The sequence below is a fragment of the Mesorhizobium sp. CA7 genome (assembly GCF_020165015.1).
Classification (GTDB): domain Bacteria; phylum Pseudomonadota; class Alphaproteobacteria; order Rhizobiales; family Rhizobiaceae; genus Mesorhizobium.
On record NZ_JAIUHH010000004.1, the window covers coordinates 398,811 to 414,444 of the forward strand.

Below are 15,634 nucleotides of genomic sequence, written 5' to 3' on the forward strand. Positions count from 1 at the left end.
CCATGCTGCATTCCAGCACGGAAATACGCCGCCGCATCGACGCACTGGGACCGTGGTTCCACAATATGGAGCTTGCGGGCGTGGAAACCGCGCCGGATCATTTCCTCGGCAATTATCCACTGATCAAATGGCGCAAATTCGCGGATGCCATTCCGACTGACCTTTCGGGCATGTCCGTGCTCGATATCGGCTGCAACGCCGGCTTCTATTCGATCGAGATGAAGAAGCGCGGCGCCGATCGCGTGCTCGGCATCGATTTCGACCAGGCCTACCTCGCCCAGGCGAGCTTCGCCGCCGAGATCGCCGGCTGCGATATCGAATTCCGGGAAATGTCCGTCTACGACGTCGGGGCGCTTGGCGAACGCTTCGACATCGTGCTGTTCATGGGTGTGCTCTACCACCTGCGCCACCCGCTGCTGGCGCTCGACCTGATCCGCGCACATGTCGCAGGCGACCTGATGATCTTCCAGTCGATGCAGAGGGGCAGCGGGGACGTCCTGCCGCTCGAACAGAACTACCATTTCTGGACACGCGACCTCTTCGATCAACCTGAATTTCCGAAACTGCACTTCATCGAGCATCGCTATGCGGACGACCCGACCAACTGGTGGATTCCAAACCGCGCCTGCACCGAAGCGATGCTGCGCAGCGCCGGCTTCGAAATCGTGCTGCACCCTGAGGACGAGGTCTATTTCTGCCGTGCGGCCGGCAATCCGTCCGACGGCGCCGCCGTCTATCCCGCGAAAGGAGAGGCCGATGATTGAAGCCGCGATGATCTGGAACGAGCCCAACAACAAATCGCATTGGGATCCCGAGCTCGACCCGGACTGGAGCCGTTTTGCCTCGATGGCGATCCTGGCGGCCGATGCGATCGACCGGGAGAACCCGGCCGTCACAAAGGTGCTGGGCGGTATTTCGCCGATCGATGCCGGCTTCATGACGCGCATGAAGGATTTCGGCGTGCTCGACCATGTCGACGCCGTCGCGGTGCATGGCTTCCCGCTCGATTGGAACCTTTGGCAGATTCATGAGTGGCCGCAGAAGCTCGGCGAGATTGCCGCTGTCACCGATCTGCCGATCTGGGTCAGCGAAGTCGGCGTCTCGACTTTCGGCGCCGAGGAGATCCAGCTCTGGGGCCTGCGCCGCACTGCCGAGCTGCTGCTCGATATCGCGCCGCAGGTGCAGTGGTACAGCCTCTATGATCTGCCGCGTTCGTGGGAGGCGACAACGCGCCATCGGGAAGCGGAAGGTTCGTCCTATTACAGGCATTTCTACATGGGCCTGCTGCGCGAGGACGGCACGCCCAAGCCGGCGCTCGAGGAATTCGTGCGCCATACCCCGCAAATGGGCCTGGTCCAGTGGTTCCATTTCGAGGACCATCGGCTGGATGATGCCGTTGCCTGGATGCACCGACTGGGCGTGACGCACCTGCGCACTGGCCTGTCCTGGGCGGACAGCTTCCGGCCGAACGCGCTGGACTGGTTCGATCGCCAGATGGAAGCGCTCGCCGACTTCAACGTCACGGTGACCTTCTGCTTCACGCCCGAGCATCGCGGTCTCCAGCCCCACCACACAAGTCCGCCGCAGGTGCCCGAGGAATTCGCCGAATTCTGCGCGGCGATGATCCGCCGCTACGCTCCTGCGATCAGCGACGACATGACACGAACGCGGCGCGTGTCGGCGGCATGGTGAGTTCCGGCTCGATCGGCGATGACACTGACTGTCCTCAACGTCGCCTACCCCCTCGCGCCTGTCGGGCCGGATGCGGTCGGCGGCGCCGAGCAGGTGCTGTCGGCGCTGGACCGGGCGCTGGTTGAGAAAGGCCACCGGTCGGTTGTCGTCGCCTGCCATGGGTCAAAGACGGCCGGCGTCCTGGTGGAAACACCGGCCGAAGCAGGCGTGCTCGATAAGGCGGCGAAGGACCGGGCCCAGCAGGCGCATCGCGACGCGATCGCGGCCGCCCGGGCGCGCTGGCCTATCGACGTCGTTCACCTCCACGGCATCGACTTCGATGCCTATCTGCCCACCGACGGCCCAACCTTGGTGGCGTTGCACCTGCCGCTGGGCTGGTATCCCTCCGAAGTGCTTGCGCCGTCGCGCGAGGACCTGTGGCTGCACGCGGTCTCGGAGGCGCAGCACCGGACAGCGCCGGCAGGGTCGAGACTTGCGAAGCCTATTCCAAACGGCGTCGATATCGATGCGCTGAACGAGCCCCGGTTGCGGCGCAATTTCGCTTTGGTGCTCAGCCGCATCTGTCCCGAAAAGGGCATCCATCTCGCAATCGAGGCGGCCAAGCGCGCCGGCACTCCCCTGGCGATCGCCGGCCACGTCTATCCCTATGAGACCCATTTGCGCTATTTCGCCGACGAGGTCCGTCCTCGCCTCGATCGGCAGCGGCGTTTTCTCGGGCCGCTGGGGTTTCGCGCCAAACGGCGGCTGCTCAACGCCGCCCGCTGCCTGGTCGTCCCCAGCCTTGCCGCCGAAACAAGCTCGCTTGTCGCAATGGAGGCGCTTGCCTGCGGCACGCCGGTCGTCGCTTTCCCGAATGGCGCCCTTCCCGACGTCGTCCAGCATGGCAGAACCGGATTTCTGGTCAATGACGTCGAGGAGATGGCTAAGGCCATCGTCCATTCTGGAGCGCTGGACCATGAGACCTGCCGGGCCGAGGCGCGCCGCCGCTTCTCGCTTGAGCGCATGGTCACATCCTACATGGATGCTTACGAAGCGCTGGCCAAGCTTGGCACCCGCCGCACCTTGCTGGGAATCGCGTGATGGGCGGTCTGCGCACCGAGATCATTCGCGATCCAGGGACGTTCGAGGACCTCGAGCCGTGCTGGTGGCAACTCTGGGGGCGGAGCATGTCGGCCACGCCGTTCCAGTCTCCTGCCTGGCTCATCCCCTGGTGGCGTACATTCGCGCCGGGCGATCTCACGGCAATTGCCGTGTGGAGCGGAGACGAACTCGCCGGACTGGCGCCGCTCTATATCGAAAGGCATGGCTGCGGTCAGCGTCTGCTCCCCATCGGGATTTCGCTGAGCGACTATCTCGACATTTTGTGCGCGCCGGAACTGGAGGCGGAGACTGAGGCCGCCATAGCCGAAGCGGCGCTGTCGCTGGAATGGTCGCAGTGGATCCTGCCCGATCTCTCGGCCGATGCCATATCGCTGAGCCTTGAGCTGCCGAATGCCGAAGAGCGCCGGTCGATGGCGCACGCGGCCTGTCCTGTGCTGTTGCTCGACGGCGATCGGACTCTGGCCCGCTCGGTTCCGGCGAGACGGAGGCGTCAGTTGCGCCGCGCAGAGAGAGCTGCCCGGCGAAGAGGAGCCGTCATTGTCAGCCGTGGCGAATCCGATCCGCAGACATTTCTCGACAGGCTCATCCGACTGCATGGCGCGCGCTGGACCGGCCATGGCGGTGGCGTCCTGTCCGACACGGCTGTGGAATTTCATCGCCGTGCCCTGCCGCGGCTTGCCGATAACGGCATGGCGCGATGCTTGACGATCCAGATCGACGATGCCGTCGTCGGCGCCTATTACGGTTTTCATCACCGCGACCGGGCCTATGCCTATCTTGGCGGTTTCGATCCGGCCTATGCCGACGAAAGCCCCGGCGCGATTCTGATCGGGCATGCCATCACCGAAGCCGCCAGCGAGGGCGCGCTGGAGTTCGATTTCCTGCGCGGCAGGGAAGGTTACAAATATGGTTGGGGCGCGAAGGACCGCTGGACGGCGCAGAAGGTCTGGACCAGGAGCGCCTCGCCGTGAACATCGCGAGCCAACCCGGCGCGATTGCCAGGCGCCTGCTCGAGGATTGCATGACGGACGGCCTTTCCGTCGACAACGCGCTGGCCAGATTAGCCGTTTATACCGACAAGACGACCAGCGCGGTGCAACTGGCGGATATCGCGCTGGACATGCGTCCAAGCCATGCTCCCCGGCGATGCTGGCTGGAGGAGGTCGCCACGATGCTGCGTGGCAAGGCGGACACCTTCGACAAGGTCCGCAGAGCGGCTGCCTGCGTGTCGCATGACCGGCCGGATAGCGAACCGACCGCCATGACCGTCAAACGGCTGGCCGGCAGCTTCGATCGGGCGGCCGCCATATCTCCCGCGGCCAGCGTCCAGTTGTCCTCGCTTGGCGACGAGCACAGGCTGTCGACCACCACCGCCGAGATTGCCGCATGGCTGGAACAGCAGGGTTTCCTTGGTGCCCATAAGCACATACTGGACATCGGCTGCGGCATCGGGCGTCTCGAACATGCGCTCGGCACCCACGCAGGATATGTCGTCGGCATCGATATTTCGTCGCGGATGATCGAAATCGCGCGCCGGCGATGCGCCGGCCTTGCCAATGTGGAATTTCACCTGACCTCAGGCCTTGATCTCGGTGATTTCGCCGATGCAAGCTTTGACGGCGTGCTGGCCCTGGACAGTTTTCCTTACCTGGTGCTCGCCGGGGTTGCCGAGCGGCATTTCATCGAGATCGCGCGCGTGCTGCGGCGGGGAGGAATGGCAGCGATCCTCAACTATTCCTATCGGACATCGCCTAGCATCGATTCTGGCGACATCAGCCGTCTTTCTCATGCATGCGGCATGGACCTCGTGGTCGACGGCGAAATGCCGTTCGGCAGTTGGGACGGCATGGCCTTCCTTGTCCGTCGTGACGGCGGAACATAACGCACCGGCGGCAGTTCGGTCACCGAACAGTTCCAGGCCAGCAGAACAGGGAGAAGCAGATGGCATCCGGCGGTAAGAAACAGATGGGCCGCGGCAGCCAGGGCAAGGGTTCCGGAACCGGAGCCAAGACGACGCTTGCAAAGGACGTGGTCGGTGAGAACGACGTGCTGTCCAACCGGGACAAGAAGCAGCATACCGAGCAACGAGGTCTGGACGGCAACCGGATCAAATCCGATCAGTATCAGGATCACGCTGCGAACCGCCTTCCCAAGGATTGAGCTGATGTTTCCAGATCACCTCTTGCCGCGAAATCCGGGGACAACGGACCGGAAACCCTACAGCCTGCGGCAGGCGCCTTGCATAGGCCGGTCGGCTATGCCTCTGTGAGATTTGAAGGGGCCTCTGTTTGTTAAGAGAATGCCATGTCTCACAGGAGTCAGCGCGACCTTTGCGCCCAGGTAATCCAGAGCTTGGACCAGGAGATCGCATCGCTGCTGAACGCTATCGAGCGGGAGGAGGTCCCTGACCGGCTGACAAGGCTTGCTCTCGAACTGCAGAACGCTCTGATCGAAAAGCGCAAAGGCGACATGACGGGTGAGCGCGGTTGAAGATGTCACCAGCAAGGATGCGGCATTCCTTGGAGACGGGAAGCCATCGATATCGCCCGCTGTCGCGTGATCGGTGGAACCTTAACATAAGTTAATCGTTGTAGCCGATTGGGGATCATCCCGATGGCTGGCAGAACTCCGGAAGTGGACGAACTCGTTCGGCGTCTGGTCGCGCAGACGGGCATCACCGAAGCGCAAGCGCTCGAACTTGTTTCTCTGCTCGGCCTGAATTGGGCCTCGTTGATGAGAGAGGCCAAAGTCATGACGGCAGCCCAGCGCCGGTAGGATTTAGCGCCTCGCGCCCTCTGTATCCCAATGATTGTCCGAAAGTTGACGTCGTGGCTCGATCAGCGCTTGCGGCGAGCTTTCTCCGAGGAATTCCAGAACGCCGGCACGGGCGCGGTTGAGGCGGCTTTTGACGGTGCCGACAGCGCAACCGCATATTTGCGCGGTTTCTTCGTAACTTACGCCCAGTACGCCGATCAGCATCAAGACCTCACGCTGATGGGACGGCAGCTTCTGGATGGCTTGATGCACTTCCCTGCTTTGCACGGACCAATCCTGGGACGGTTCCGAAATCGGCCGGCTGGAGGCGCAGTCGAGCAGCCCGGGGGCCTCCCTGGCCGCCGCTTTGACACGCGTGTAGTGCGTGTTGCGCATGATGGTGAAGAGCCAGGACTTCAGGCGCGTGCCGGGCTCGAATTTGTCCAGGTTGGAGAGCCCCTTGGTCAACGTTTCCTGCACAAGATCGTCGGCATCGTCAGGCACGCGACAGAAGGTTCGCGCAAAAGCCCGCAAGGCAGGAATGAGGTTGACGATGGAGATCTCCTCGGTGCTGGGGTTCGGCAGATTATGCTCTCTGAATGACAATGTTCCGGCCCCAGCAAGTAGGAATTACGCAGTGCAGACTAGGGAGAATGTTTGAGAAATCGGAACGTTCCTGTTTTCCATCGCTCGGCCAAACTTTTGGTGAGGTGGCGTGATCGAAGGGAGCGGCAACATTCAACGGGCCGCCTCGATCTTCGGTTCCTCGATATACCAAGGCATGGAAATGATCACGATGTCCGATCCGCCGAACTCGAGCAGTTTGGCGTGCAATCGGCGAGCGCGCTGCGTATGCAGCATATATTGCCACCAATTGGGGGGCACGACCTCTGGGAGCAGCACTGCAATGGTGCGGCCGTCGAACTCGCCGCGCAGCGCCTTGATCTCCTTCAATAACGGCTCGTACATCAGCCGGTAGTCGGCATTGAGCAGAAGCAGGCGTGGCGGGCGCAGGCCAGCCGCCCTCGCCGGCGCTTCCACATCCTGCGACCACCTCCCGCGAATTGCGCGCTCTTCGTCGCTCTCTTCACCCGACAGCCGCGCCACATGGACGGCGATGACATCTTCGGACAGGTGAAAGGCAAAGCTGAGCGCCTTGTCCGCCATCTTGTTCCATTGCTGGGTCACGACAAGAACGACAGGAGGCTCGGTGCTGCTCAAATCGACTTTCCCGGGCTCGCGCAGACTTGCCTCGAGCTGGTCGTAATAGCGCCTCACCAGCCGCAGCAGGAGGATCACAACCGGGATGACGATCACCGTGATCCAGGCGCCTTCCCTGAATTTAGCGACGACAATCACGATGAGCGCCAGCGCGGTGACTATGCCGCCGAACGCGTTGATCGCCAGATGCATCTGGTTGCCCGTCCGGCTCGTATCCTTGGTCGTGCGAAGCGCCCTTACCCAGTGCATCACCATCCCGGTCTGCGACAGCGTGAAGGTCAGAAAGGCGCCGATGGCGAAAAGCGGGATCAGATGGTCGGTGATGCCGCCGAACACGACCAGCAGCAGTCCTGTCGACGAGGCGAGGTAAAGGATGCCGATGGAGAAAACGAGCCGGCGGCCAACCATGGCGAAGGGCTTGGGAAGATACCCGTCTTCCGCCACCATGCGGCAAAGGCGGGGGAAATCGACGAAGCTTGTATTGGCCGAAAGCGCCAGCACGCAAAGCAGGCTACCGATGGCGACATAGTAGAAGACCCCGTCGCCAACGACGGCATGCGCAAGCTGCGACAGCACGCTCTGATAGCCGTCCTTCTCCTGATCCATCGCACCGATGCGGTAGCGTGCCGACAGGAAGGCAATGCCGCCGAGCAGCAGTCCAAGGATCAGACAAATCGCCGCCAGCGTGCGCCGGCCGTGCCTGACGGGCGGATCCTTGAATGCGGTCATGCCGTTGCTGACCGCCTCTACGCCGGTCATGGCCGTGCAGCCGCTGGCAAAGGCGTGCATCAAGAGGAGCAGGCTTACCGTTTCGGACGGCTGCTGCAGGGGCGGCGGTGGAATTGCCGGCACCGGCTGACCGCCGGAGGCAAGCGTCTTCGAGACGCCGATCGCCAGGATCGCCAGGAAGCTCGCAACGAACAGATAGGTCGGCAGGGCAAACAACCGGCCGGCATCGAGCGTGCCGCGCAGGTTGACGACGGTTACCAAAAGCAGGATCCCGAGGCAGAGCCAAAGCGTGTAGGCATGCAGCGAAGGCAGCGCCGACACCAGCGCGCCGACGCCGGCAGAGATGCCTACGGCGACATTGAGCACGTAGTCGACCATCAGCGCGGCGGCGGCGAGCAGGCTGGCATTGCGGCCGAGATTTTCGCGCGAGACGATATAAGCGCCGCCATTGCCGGGGTAAGCGGCGATGGTCTGACGGTAGGAAAGATAAAGGACCGCGAGCAAACCGACTATGGCGCCCATGATCGGACCGATATAGCCGAGACCCGCCGCGCCGAGCGGGATCAGGATCGTGAGCGCCGCTTCCGGCCCATAGGCCGACGAACCCAGCCCATCGAGACCCATTGCCGGCACGCCCTCGAACACGCCGATCTTGCGTTGCGACTGTTCCTGATTTGCCAGGCGCCGGCCGAGAATCCAGCCCAGTATCGACATGTCGTTGTCCCGAGAAACTTCTCCCGAATAGCGCGGGGAGAAGAATGTTCCTCGACTGCGCCTTCCGATTCTGAGGGCAGGCGGGAATGGGCCGGTCGCTAGGAATCACCGGCCGCGAGCGGATCTCGTGGCGCTATGGGCGGTCGCGCAGCGCGAGCGCTCGGATTGCTTGTCTGCTTGGTTTCAGCGACTGTGGCATCAAGTGCGGCCACGCACTTCAATGCCAGCCGGGCAGATCCCTCAGCTGCATTCGCTCGGACTTGCGAAGCGCATGAACATGAACCTCGTTGTTGACGATCTGCGCGCCCATTCATTTCTTCTTGAATTCAAACAGCTCAACCAGATTGCCCGACGGATCTTCCAGAAGTCTGGCGCGACCAGCTCCCGCCTCGCTGATTTCTCCTTTGAATTTGACGCCTGCATCGTTCAACCGGCCGACGACGACATCTATGTCCTTCGTGACGATCATGAATCGGTTCCACCCGCCAGGCTCTGGTTTGCCGCCAGCAGTTCCTCCACTGCCTGCCCCCGGAGCGCTAAGGTAAAGCGTGAGATCATCGCGAATGAGCGCTGCGAACTTGCCAGGGTTGTGCATGTCCACCTCGAACTCGAGGTTATCGCGATAAAACGCGACCGAAGTGTCAACGTCTGTCACAATGTATCGGATGGACGCCATGGCCCGTGCTCCTTTCACCAAAGAAAGTGAACTGGCCGATGGGAATGTGGTTCCTTGGCGATCGCGGCCAATAGTCTGCCAGTCGGCTGATGAGAACACGACCTGGGCTTCTACCGCCTGCGGAGCAGCGTCGCTCGATTTCTGTCTGTCGCTGGTCTCCGATCGCTTTACATCCTCCTGTCCCATGCCTACGGGCCGGCGCGGCACCACACTGATCGGCGTGAACATGTAGACCGGCTCGCCGCGTTGGTTGAACGCCGTCCACTTGGTCCGGACGAGCCCTTGCTGCTTCGTTTTCGAGGGAATGAGTTCGGTCACTTCACCTTCAAGATGGAGGACATCGTCCGGCCGAACGGGGGCGAGCCAGCGCAATTCATCTACACCTATACCCAACAGGGGATGCCGCCCGCTGGCACCAACCTCGACCAACAGACGCATTGCGATCGCGGCAGTATGCCAGCCAGAGGCCGCAAGGCCTTGCAACGGCGTTAGAGCGGCAGCGGCTTCGTCGAGGTGAATCGGCTGCGGGTCGAACTCCGATGCAAAGCGCTTGATGTCTTCGCGCATGATCCGCTTCCCGCGGCTCCTGAAGCGCATGCCTAGTGCGAAATCGTCGAACCACTCAATCGTCGGATTATCCTGGACATGATCTAGGTTCGGGATCGCGGGTTTGGACTGAGTGTCAGTATTCGTCGTCATGATCGTCTCCGATAGCTTGCAGGGTGGATGCGACGTTGTTGCCGTAGCCCTCGCGGGCTCGAGGCGAGTGGGGGTACAGGCCAGGGCGGAACCATGAGTGATGCCGGGCCGACCGTCGCCGCTCAGGGAGTCAGTTCGAGGATCAGGTTGACCGGCGTCTGCGCGGCGCGCCGCAGGCTGGAAAACCCCGCTTCGCGCGCCACCTTGCGCAGTCGCTCTTCGCCCGCCTGGGCACCGAGGCCGAGCCCGACTTCCTGCGACAGCGAGTTCGGCGTGCATGCCATCGCCGATGCGGCGTAGTACATGCGGCCGATCGGATTCAGGTTCTCCTCCAGCCGGTCGCCCGCATAGGGCTCCACCAGCAGCACCTTGCCATCGGGCTTGAGCGCCTCGTGGCAGCGCGCGAGCGCGCCGACCGGATCGCCGAGATCATGCAGGCAGTCCATGAAGCAGACGAGATCGAAGTCTTCACCGTCGAATTCGGTCGCAGACTTGACTTCGAAAGCGATGTTGCCGGTCACGCCCTGCTCGGCGGCGCGCGTGCGCGCGGTCGCGATCGACCCGTCGTGATAATCGAGGCCGATGAAACTCGATTTGGGGAACGCCTGCGCCATCAAGATGGTGGAGGCGCCGTGTCCGCAACCGATGTCGGCAACCCGGGCGCCGCGCTTCAGGCGCTCGACGACGCCATCGAGCGCCGGCAGCCACTCGTTCACCAGACATGCACGATAGCCGGTGCGGAAAAAGCTCTCGGTGCCGCAGAACAAGCGATGGTTATGCGCGTGCCAGCCCAGGCCTTCGCCCGAGCGAAAGGTCGCGACGATCTGGTCTTCGTCGAGCCAGAACGAGGCCGCGACCTCGAAGGCAGATGCCATGAAAATGGGGCTCTGCTCGAGTGCCAGCACCATCGCTTGCGCCGGCGGCAGCGCGTAAGTCTGCTTCGCGGGATCATAGGCGACATAGCCGCCGGCTGCCTGATTGGCGAGCCATTCACGGATATAGCGCTCCCGAATGCCAGTGGCTTCGGCAAGCGCCGTCGAGGTGCAGGCGCCGAGATCGGCCATCGCCTGATAGAGTCCGAGCTTGCGTCCGACATTGACGAGCACGCCGGAAAAGGCGGCGCCGAGGTCGGTAACGACCCGCCCGATGAAAGCTTCGACTTCGCTCGGCGCTGGCGGTGGTGTGAACTGGATCATGACCGGTTTCCCTCTTGCGTTGGTGTAGCGCGGCCGAAAGCAGCCGCTTTCTGCAGCGCCTGAGATATTCGGCAAAGGGAAGCAGGTCTTGATATACTCCGCCAAAGCCTTGCGAGATCGTGCCAATGACGACGGAAAGACGCGCGGCAGCCAAGCTCGCTACGCCGACCATTAATCTGGCCAGCATCGTCTACGGCCTCGACGCCTATATGCGCTCGCGCGGGGGTCATGCAGGCGAAGCCTTGCGCCGTGCCGAGCTCGAGCCGGGGGACCTGACCGACCCTGACCGACGCGTACCGCTCATTCGCTATCTGGAGCTGCTGGAAATCTGCGCTGGCGTCCTGGAGGATCGGCAATTCGGCTTAAAGTTCGGAGCTCAGTACGAGCCGCGCCACGCCGGCGTCGTCGGCAACATCGCCTTGGCCTCGCGCACGGTAGGCGAAGCGTTGGAATCCATGGGTCGCTATCTGCCGACCATGGTCGACGCCACGGTTCATGGTGTGGAAGTGAGCGATGGGGTCGCCTTTGTGTATTCCTACTACATTGACCCGCTGATGATGTCGTACCGGCAGAAAGGCGACTGGGCGATCGCTTTCGCGTGCAACCTCATGCGCGTCGGGCTCGGCGATCCACGTTGGACCCCGCAGGAAGTCCTGCTGCCGCAATTGGCAGATGAAACGCCCGCGGAACGCCGCGGTCGCGCGGAGATCATGGGCGATAATATTCGGGTCGGCCACCCCTGGGCCGGCATCCGGTTCGACGCCGGCCTGCTTAAACGGCCAATGGCGACGGCCGATGCCATGATCGAGAGCCTGATGCGCCATTACGGCGATCTTCGGCTCGCCGCTTTGCCGGAACAACGCGGCGCGATCGAGCAGTTGCGGCGCGAGATCGCCCGCGCGCTGGTCAAGGGCGAAATCGGCATCGAGCACCTCGCCAATGCGACTAGCACCTCCGTGCGGACACTGCAGCGGCGGCTGAAGGAAGCCGGCGTGAATTACAACGACCTGCTGAACGACGTTCGCAAAACGCTGGCGTTGAACCTCTTGGAGAATGAGACGCTGGCGCTGGGTGAGATCGCCTTTTCACTCGGTTACTCTGAAGTCAGCGCGTTCAATCACGCCTTCCGGCGCTGGGTCGGCCGATCGCCGGGCGATTATCGCCGCCTGCGAGCAACTCGTTCCAATTCCGCCGCAGAGAAGAATTCAGAACCATCGGCCGCGGGATCGATTTGAATGGCTCCGCTCATGAGGCTTCGAACCGCGGCATGCCGACCGATGGGTACGGCCGCCCCTGCGTCAATTCCGCACTCGGCCAAATTAAGCCTCGATGTCACCGAATCGTAGCGCAACTACGACAATTCGCACTTTCTCAAATATCCGCGGTCGCCGGAAGGCGGGTGGCGTCGGGAAAGACCGTCAGAACGATCACAATTCCTGACGGTCTTTTCTCCGTGACATCCTGCGACTTCTGATCGAACCGTCGGAAGAACCGTCAAATGGATCGGCATGGTTCGTCCGCCGCGAACGTCGATTCCAGTCAAATCGATGACTTGGGACAAACAACGCTCGAAGAGACGATGGAGGGCAGATGATCAACGAACTATCCGTAACCCTCTACTTTTTCTACGCTATTCCCCTCCAAGCCCACCAGGGTATTCCACACCCCTCACTCCCACTCGATCGTCCCGGGCGGCTTTGACGTCACGTCATACACCACCCGGTTGATGCCTTTGACCTCGTTGATGATGCGGGTGGCGGCGGCGGCGAGGAAGTTCATGTCGTAGTGGTAGAAGTCCGCCGTCATGCCGTCGACGGAGGTGACGGCGCGCAGCGCGCAGACGAATTCGTAGGTCCGGCCGTCACCCATGACGCCCACGGTCTGCACCGGCAGCAGCACGGCGAAGGCCTGCCAGATGGCGTCGTAGAGGCCGGCTTTGCGGATCTCGTCGAGATAGATGGCGTCGGCCTCGCGCAGGATCTCCAGTTTTTCGCGCGTGATGCCGCCCGGGCAACGGATGGCAAGGCCGGGGCCGGGGAAAGGATGGCGGCCGATGAAGCTTTCGGGGAGGCCGAGCTCCTTGCCGAGCGCCCTCACCTCATCCTTGAACAGTTCGCGCAGCGGCTCGACCAGCTTCATGTTCATGCGTTCGGGCAGACCGCCGACATTGTGGTGCGACTTGATTGTCACCGACGGACCGCCGGAGAAGGAGACGCTCTCGATGACATCGGGATAAAGCGTGCCTTGGGCCAGGAAATCGGCGCCGCCGAGCTTCTTCGCCTCTTCCTCGAACACCTCGATGAACAGCCGGCCGATGGTCTTGCGCTTCTTTTCGGGGTCGGCCTCGCCTTCCAGCGCCGAGATAAAACGGTCGGAGGCGTCGACCAGGATCAGCGGCAGGTTGTAGTGCTGGCGGAACATCTCCACGACGCCCTTGGCCTCGTCCTTGCGCATCAGGCCGTGGTCGACGAGGATGCAGGTCAGCTGCTCGCCGACCGCCTCGTGGATGAGAAGCGCCGCGACGGAGGAGTCGACGCCGCCCGAAAGCGCGCAGATGACCTTGCCCTTGCCGACCTGCTTGCGGATCAATTCCACGGCGTGCTCGCGATAGGCGCGCATCGTCCAGTCGCCTTCGATGCCGGCGATGTTGTGGACGAAGTTCCGGAGCAGCCTGGCGCCGTCCGGCGTGTGCACCACTTCCGGGTGGAACATGATGCCGTACATCTTGCGCTCGATATCGCCGAAGATGGCGAAGGGCGAGCTTTCCGACTTTCCGAGCACCTTGAAGCCCGGCGGCAACTCGATGACCCGGTCGCCGTGACTCATCCACACCTGGTGGCGCTGGCCAGGCGCCCACAGGCCTTCGAACAGCGGGCTCTCCTTCTCGATCTCGACGAAGGCGCGGCCGAATTCGCGGTGGTTGGAGCTTTCGGCGACGCCGCCCATCTGCACGCAGAGCGCCATCTGGCCGTAGCAGATGCCGAGCACCGGCACGCCGGCATCGAAGACGATCTGCGGCGCGCGCGGGCTGCCGATATCGGTGGTCGAGGCCGGGCCGCCCGACAGGATCACCGCTTTCGGCTTGATGCGCTTGAAGGCCGCTTCGGCCGATTGGAACGGCACGATCTCGGAAAAGACGCCGGCCTCGCGGATGCGGCGGGCGATGAGTTGCGTGAACTGGCTGCCGAAATCGACAATCAGAACGGTGTCGGGATGATTGGCTGTCGTCGTCATGGCGAGCCTTTAGAGAAAGAAACGAGTCGGCGCAATGGGTTGTGCGCGGTCGCGCCGTTCACTTCGATGCTGGTGCTTCTCCCGAAGCATCGCCCTGCCCGGCGTCAAGTGAGCGCAAGGCGTCCATCAGCGCCGCGAACCGCTGCTCGCCGATGCGATCGATATAGCTGCGTTCGATCTGAAGCTTGATGCGATCGCCGTCGCGCAAGGCATCCAGGCCTTTGCGCGTATAGCGCACGAGCTTGCCGCGCCCGTCCCGTGGATCGGGCAATCGCTCCAGCACGCCTTCCGCCTCCAGCCCGTCGAGCAATTGCTGAACCGCTTGCTTGGAGGTCGCCGCGCGCTCGATCAATGCCGACTGGCGCGTGCCGTTGCGCGGGATGTGTCCAAGCAGCCCGGCGCGCGCTTCGCTGAACCAAGCGTGGCCGGCGGCCCGCATGGCAGCGGCAAATTCCGCCTGCCAGGCACGGCTCGCCTGCCACAGCCGCCAACCGACGTGATCGGGCAGCCCGTCAGTTTTTTCGTCAAGTTCCTTGACCATTTAATTCGAACTCCGTATGGTCAAGATACTTGACGATCTTCTTGGCGTCGAGGCCATTCGAGAAACGCAAACCCGCGGACAGGAACAATGACGATACTGAACAGGGACACGTTGGCCATTATCATGGTCGGAACCACGCATGTCATCGACATGGGCGGCAAGAACGCCTTCATCCACTATGAAACCGACGATCGGGCGCACATGCTCCTGCCGGATGGCACGCGCTTTCACGGGACCTGGACGCTGCTTGACGACGGCTACAAGGTCGAATGGAAAAACGGCCCCGCCGGCGCGTGGAAACTCGATCATACAGCGGGGGCAATCGACTATGTCGATGCGACAGGCGCCTCCCGTGGACGCATTTCACGCATCGATTTCGGCGATCCGCAACGCCTTGCTGCCTGATCCAACCGGCAGTCAGCCACCAAGCAGGCCGCCGCCGATCGCCTGTTCCAGCAGGGCGACGGCCGCGGCGAGCTTCTCGTCGATGACGTGCAGATATTCCGTCCAGTCGTTGACATGCCTGAGATCGGCCGCGCCGTCGGAAATGCCGCGGAGCCCAATCAGCGGCAAACCGAATAGCTGGCAGGCACGCAGGCAGGCAAAGGTCTCCATGTCGACCATGTCGGCATCGATGGCGTCATAGGCAACGCCGGAGACGATCGCGCCGCCGGTCGAGAGCGTGGCGGTCTTGATGCCTGGAATGACGAAGGGCAGCGGCACCGACACCGGTAGTTCGAGGAAAGGCGTCGCGCCCTTCTCGAAGCCAAGCGGCGAAGCATCCATGTCGCGATAGCTCACCGACACGGCCTGGTAGATCTCGGTCTGCTCCAGCCTGCGGCTGCCGGCCGAGCCCAGCGAGACGACCAGGTCCGGAAGCGCGCCTTCAGCCTTCAACGCCGCGAGCTCGGCGCCCAGCCTGACCCCGGCCTCGACCGGACCGACCCCGGTCATCAGCGGCGTGAACAGGTTTTTCAGGTGCGGGCCGTATTCGGCCTCAGCCGCCATGACGAAGAGAACGGATTTTTGCGACAGGCGTGACACTTCGACAGTCATGAAGCTTTACCCCTATTTGCT

General features: G+C 62.6%; 17 protein-coding genes and 1 pseudogene. 10 read left to right on the plus strand and 8 right to left on the minus strand.

Going from position 1 to position 15,634, the window contains the following annotated elements; translation table 11 throughout:
- Positions 1 to 2 precede the first annotated feature (2 nt).
- From LB552_RS11995 to LB552_RS12030, 8 genes are all read left to right on the plus strand, one after another.
- On the plus strand, positions 3 to 764 hold the full coding sequence (locus tag LB552_RS11995; RefSeq protein WP_224605655.1) for a TIGR04290 family methyltransferase: 762 nt from the start codon (positions 3 to 5) through the stop codon (positions 762 to 764).
- On the plus strand, positions 757 to 1,692 hold the full coding sequence (locus LB552_RS12000) for a beta-xylosidase (protein ID WP_224605658.1): 936 nt from the start codon (positions 757 to 759) through the stop codon (positions 1,690 to 1,692). Before LB552_RS11995 ends, LB552_RS12000 begins: the two co-directional genes overlap by 8 nt.
- Positions 1,693 to 1,710: 18 nt before the next feature.
- Complete coding sequence (locus LB552_RS12005; RefSeq protein WP_224605660.1) at positions 1,711 to 2,772, plus strand: glycosyltransferase; 1,062 nt, start codon at positions 1,711 to 1,713, stop codon at positions 2,770 to 2,772.
- A complete protein-coding gene (locus LB552_RS12010; RefSeq protein WP_224605663.1) occupies positions 2,772 to 3,764 on the plus strand; it encodes a GNAT family N-acetyltransferase in 993 nt (330 codons plus the stop codon). The genes LB552_RS12005 and LB552_RS12010 overlap by 1 nt, the downstream gene beginning before the upstream one ends.
- Entirely contained in the window at positions 3,761 to 4,675 is a 915-nt protein-coding gene (locus tag LB552_RS12015; protein WP_224605665.1) for a class I SAM-dependent methyltransferase, read from the plus strand. Before LB552_RS12010 ends, LB552_RS12015 begins: the two co-directional genes overlap by 4 nt.
- A 59-nt stretch (positions 4,676 to 4,734) precedes the next feature.
- Positions 4,735 to 4,953, plus strand: a complete 219-nt coding sequence (locus LB552_RS12020) for a hypothetical protein (protein WP_140725913.1) — start codon at positions 4,735 to 4,737, stop codon at positions 4,951 to 4,953.
- Positions 4,954 to 5,145: 192 nt separating this feature from the next.
- The gene (locus LB552_RS12025; protein WP_224544246.1) at positions 5,146 to 5,283 is read left to right on the plus strand and encodes a hypothetical protein; all 138 of its coding nucleotides are present in this window, start codon (positions 5,146 to 5,148) and stop codon (positions 5,281 to 5,283) included.
- Between the two features lie 123 nt (positions 5,284 to 5,406).
- Positions 5,407 to 5,568, plus strand: coding sequence for a hypothetical protein (locus tag LB552_RS12030; RefSeq protein WP_176477115.1), 162 nt, complete (start codon positions 5,407 to 5,409; stop codon positions 5,566 to 5,568).
- A gap of 3 nt (positions 5,569 to 5,571) precedes the next feature.
- On the opposite strand, the gene LB552_RS12035 is transcribed toward LB552_RS12030, so the two are convergent.
- The 5 genes and pseudogenes from LB552_RS12035 to LB552_RS12055 form a co-directional block, all read right to left on the minus strand.
- On the minus strand, positions 5,572 to 6,153 hold the full coding sequence (locus LB552_RS12035; RefSeq protein ID WP_224527665.1) for a sigma-70 family RNA polymerase sigma factor: 582 nt from the start codon (positions 6,151 to 6,153) through the stop codon (positions 5,572 to 5,574).
- A gap of 132 nt (positions 6,154 to 6,285) precedes the next feature.
- Positions 6,286 to 8,211 (minus strand): APC family permease, encoded by a 1,926-nt coding sequence (locus LB552_RS12040; protein ID WP_224605668.1) that lies wholly within the window; start codon positions 8,209 to 8,211, stop codon positions 6,286 to 6,288.
- Between the two features lie 310 nt (positions 8,212 to 8,521).
- Positions 8,522 to 9,073 (minus strand): VOC family protein, encoded by a 552-nt coding sequence (locus LB552_RS12045; RefSeq protein ID WP_318012032.1) that lies wholly within the window; start codon positions 9,071 to 9,073, stop codon positions 8,522 to 8,524.
- Positions 9,074 to 9,082: 9 nt separating this feature from the next.
- Positions 9,083 to 9,484, minus strand: a pseudogene (locus LB552_RS12050) (MaoC family dehydratase); the annotation flags it as partial.
- Between the two features lie 224 nt (positions 9,485 to 9,708).
- Positions 9,709 to 10,782, minus strand: coding sequence for a class I SAM-dependent methyltransferase (locus LB552_RS12055; protein ID WP_224605672.1), 1,074 nt, complete (start codon positions 10,780 to 10,782; stop codon positions 9,709 to 9,711).
- Positions 10,783 to 10,907: 125 nt separating this feature from the next.
- Between LB552_RS12055 and LB552_RS12060 the strand changes: the two genes are divergently transcribed.
- Entirely contained in the window at positions 10,908 to 12,017 is a 1,110-nt protein-coding gene (locus LB552_RS12060; RefSeq protein WP_224605675.1) for an AraC family transcriptional regulator, read from the plus strand.
- Positions 12,018 to 12,450: 433 nt separating this feature from the next.
- Here LB552_RS12060 and guaA read toward each other — a convergent pair whose 3' ends face one another.
- Both guaA and LB552_RS12070 read right to left on the minus strand, forming a co-directional pair.
- Entirely contained in the window at positions 12,451 to 14,016 is a 1,566-nt protein-coding gene (gene guaA / locus LB552_RS12065; protein WP_224605678.1) for a glutamine-hydrolyzing GMP synthase, read from the minus strand.
- Positions 14,017 to 14,074: 58 nt separating this feature from the next.
- The gene (locus LB552_RS12070) at positions 14,075 to 14,557 is read right to left on the minus strand and encodes a MarR family winged helix-turn-helix transcriptional regulator (RefSeq protein WP_140839396.1); all 483 of its coding nucleotides are present in this window, start codon (positions 14,555 to 14,557) and stop codon (positions 14,075 to 14,077) included.
- An 87-nt stretch (positions 14,558 to 14,644) separates the two neighbouring features.
- Here LB552_RS12070 and LB552_RS12075 point away from each other — a divergent pair, with 87 nt between their 5' ends.
- On the plus strand, positions 14,645 to 14,962 hold the full coding sequence (locus tag LB552_RS12075) for a hypothetical protein (RefSeq protein ID WP_224605696.1): 318 nt from the start codon (positions 14,645 to 14,647) through the stop codon (positions 14,960 to 14,962).
- A gap of 12 nt (positions 14,963 to 14,974) precedes the next feature.
- Here the strand turns inward: LB552_RS12075 and LB552_RS12080 are convergent, their stop codons facing one another.
- The gene (locus LB552_RS12080; RefSeq protein WP_224527549.1) at positions 14,975 to 15,613 is read right to left on the minus strand and encodes a 5'-methylthioadenosine/S-adenosylhomocysteine nucleosidase; all 639 of its coding nucleotides are present in this window, start codon (positions 15,611 to 15,613) and stop codon (positions 14,975 to 14,977) included.
- Between the last annotated feature and the right edge of the window lie 21 nt (positions 15,614 to 15,634).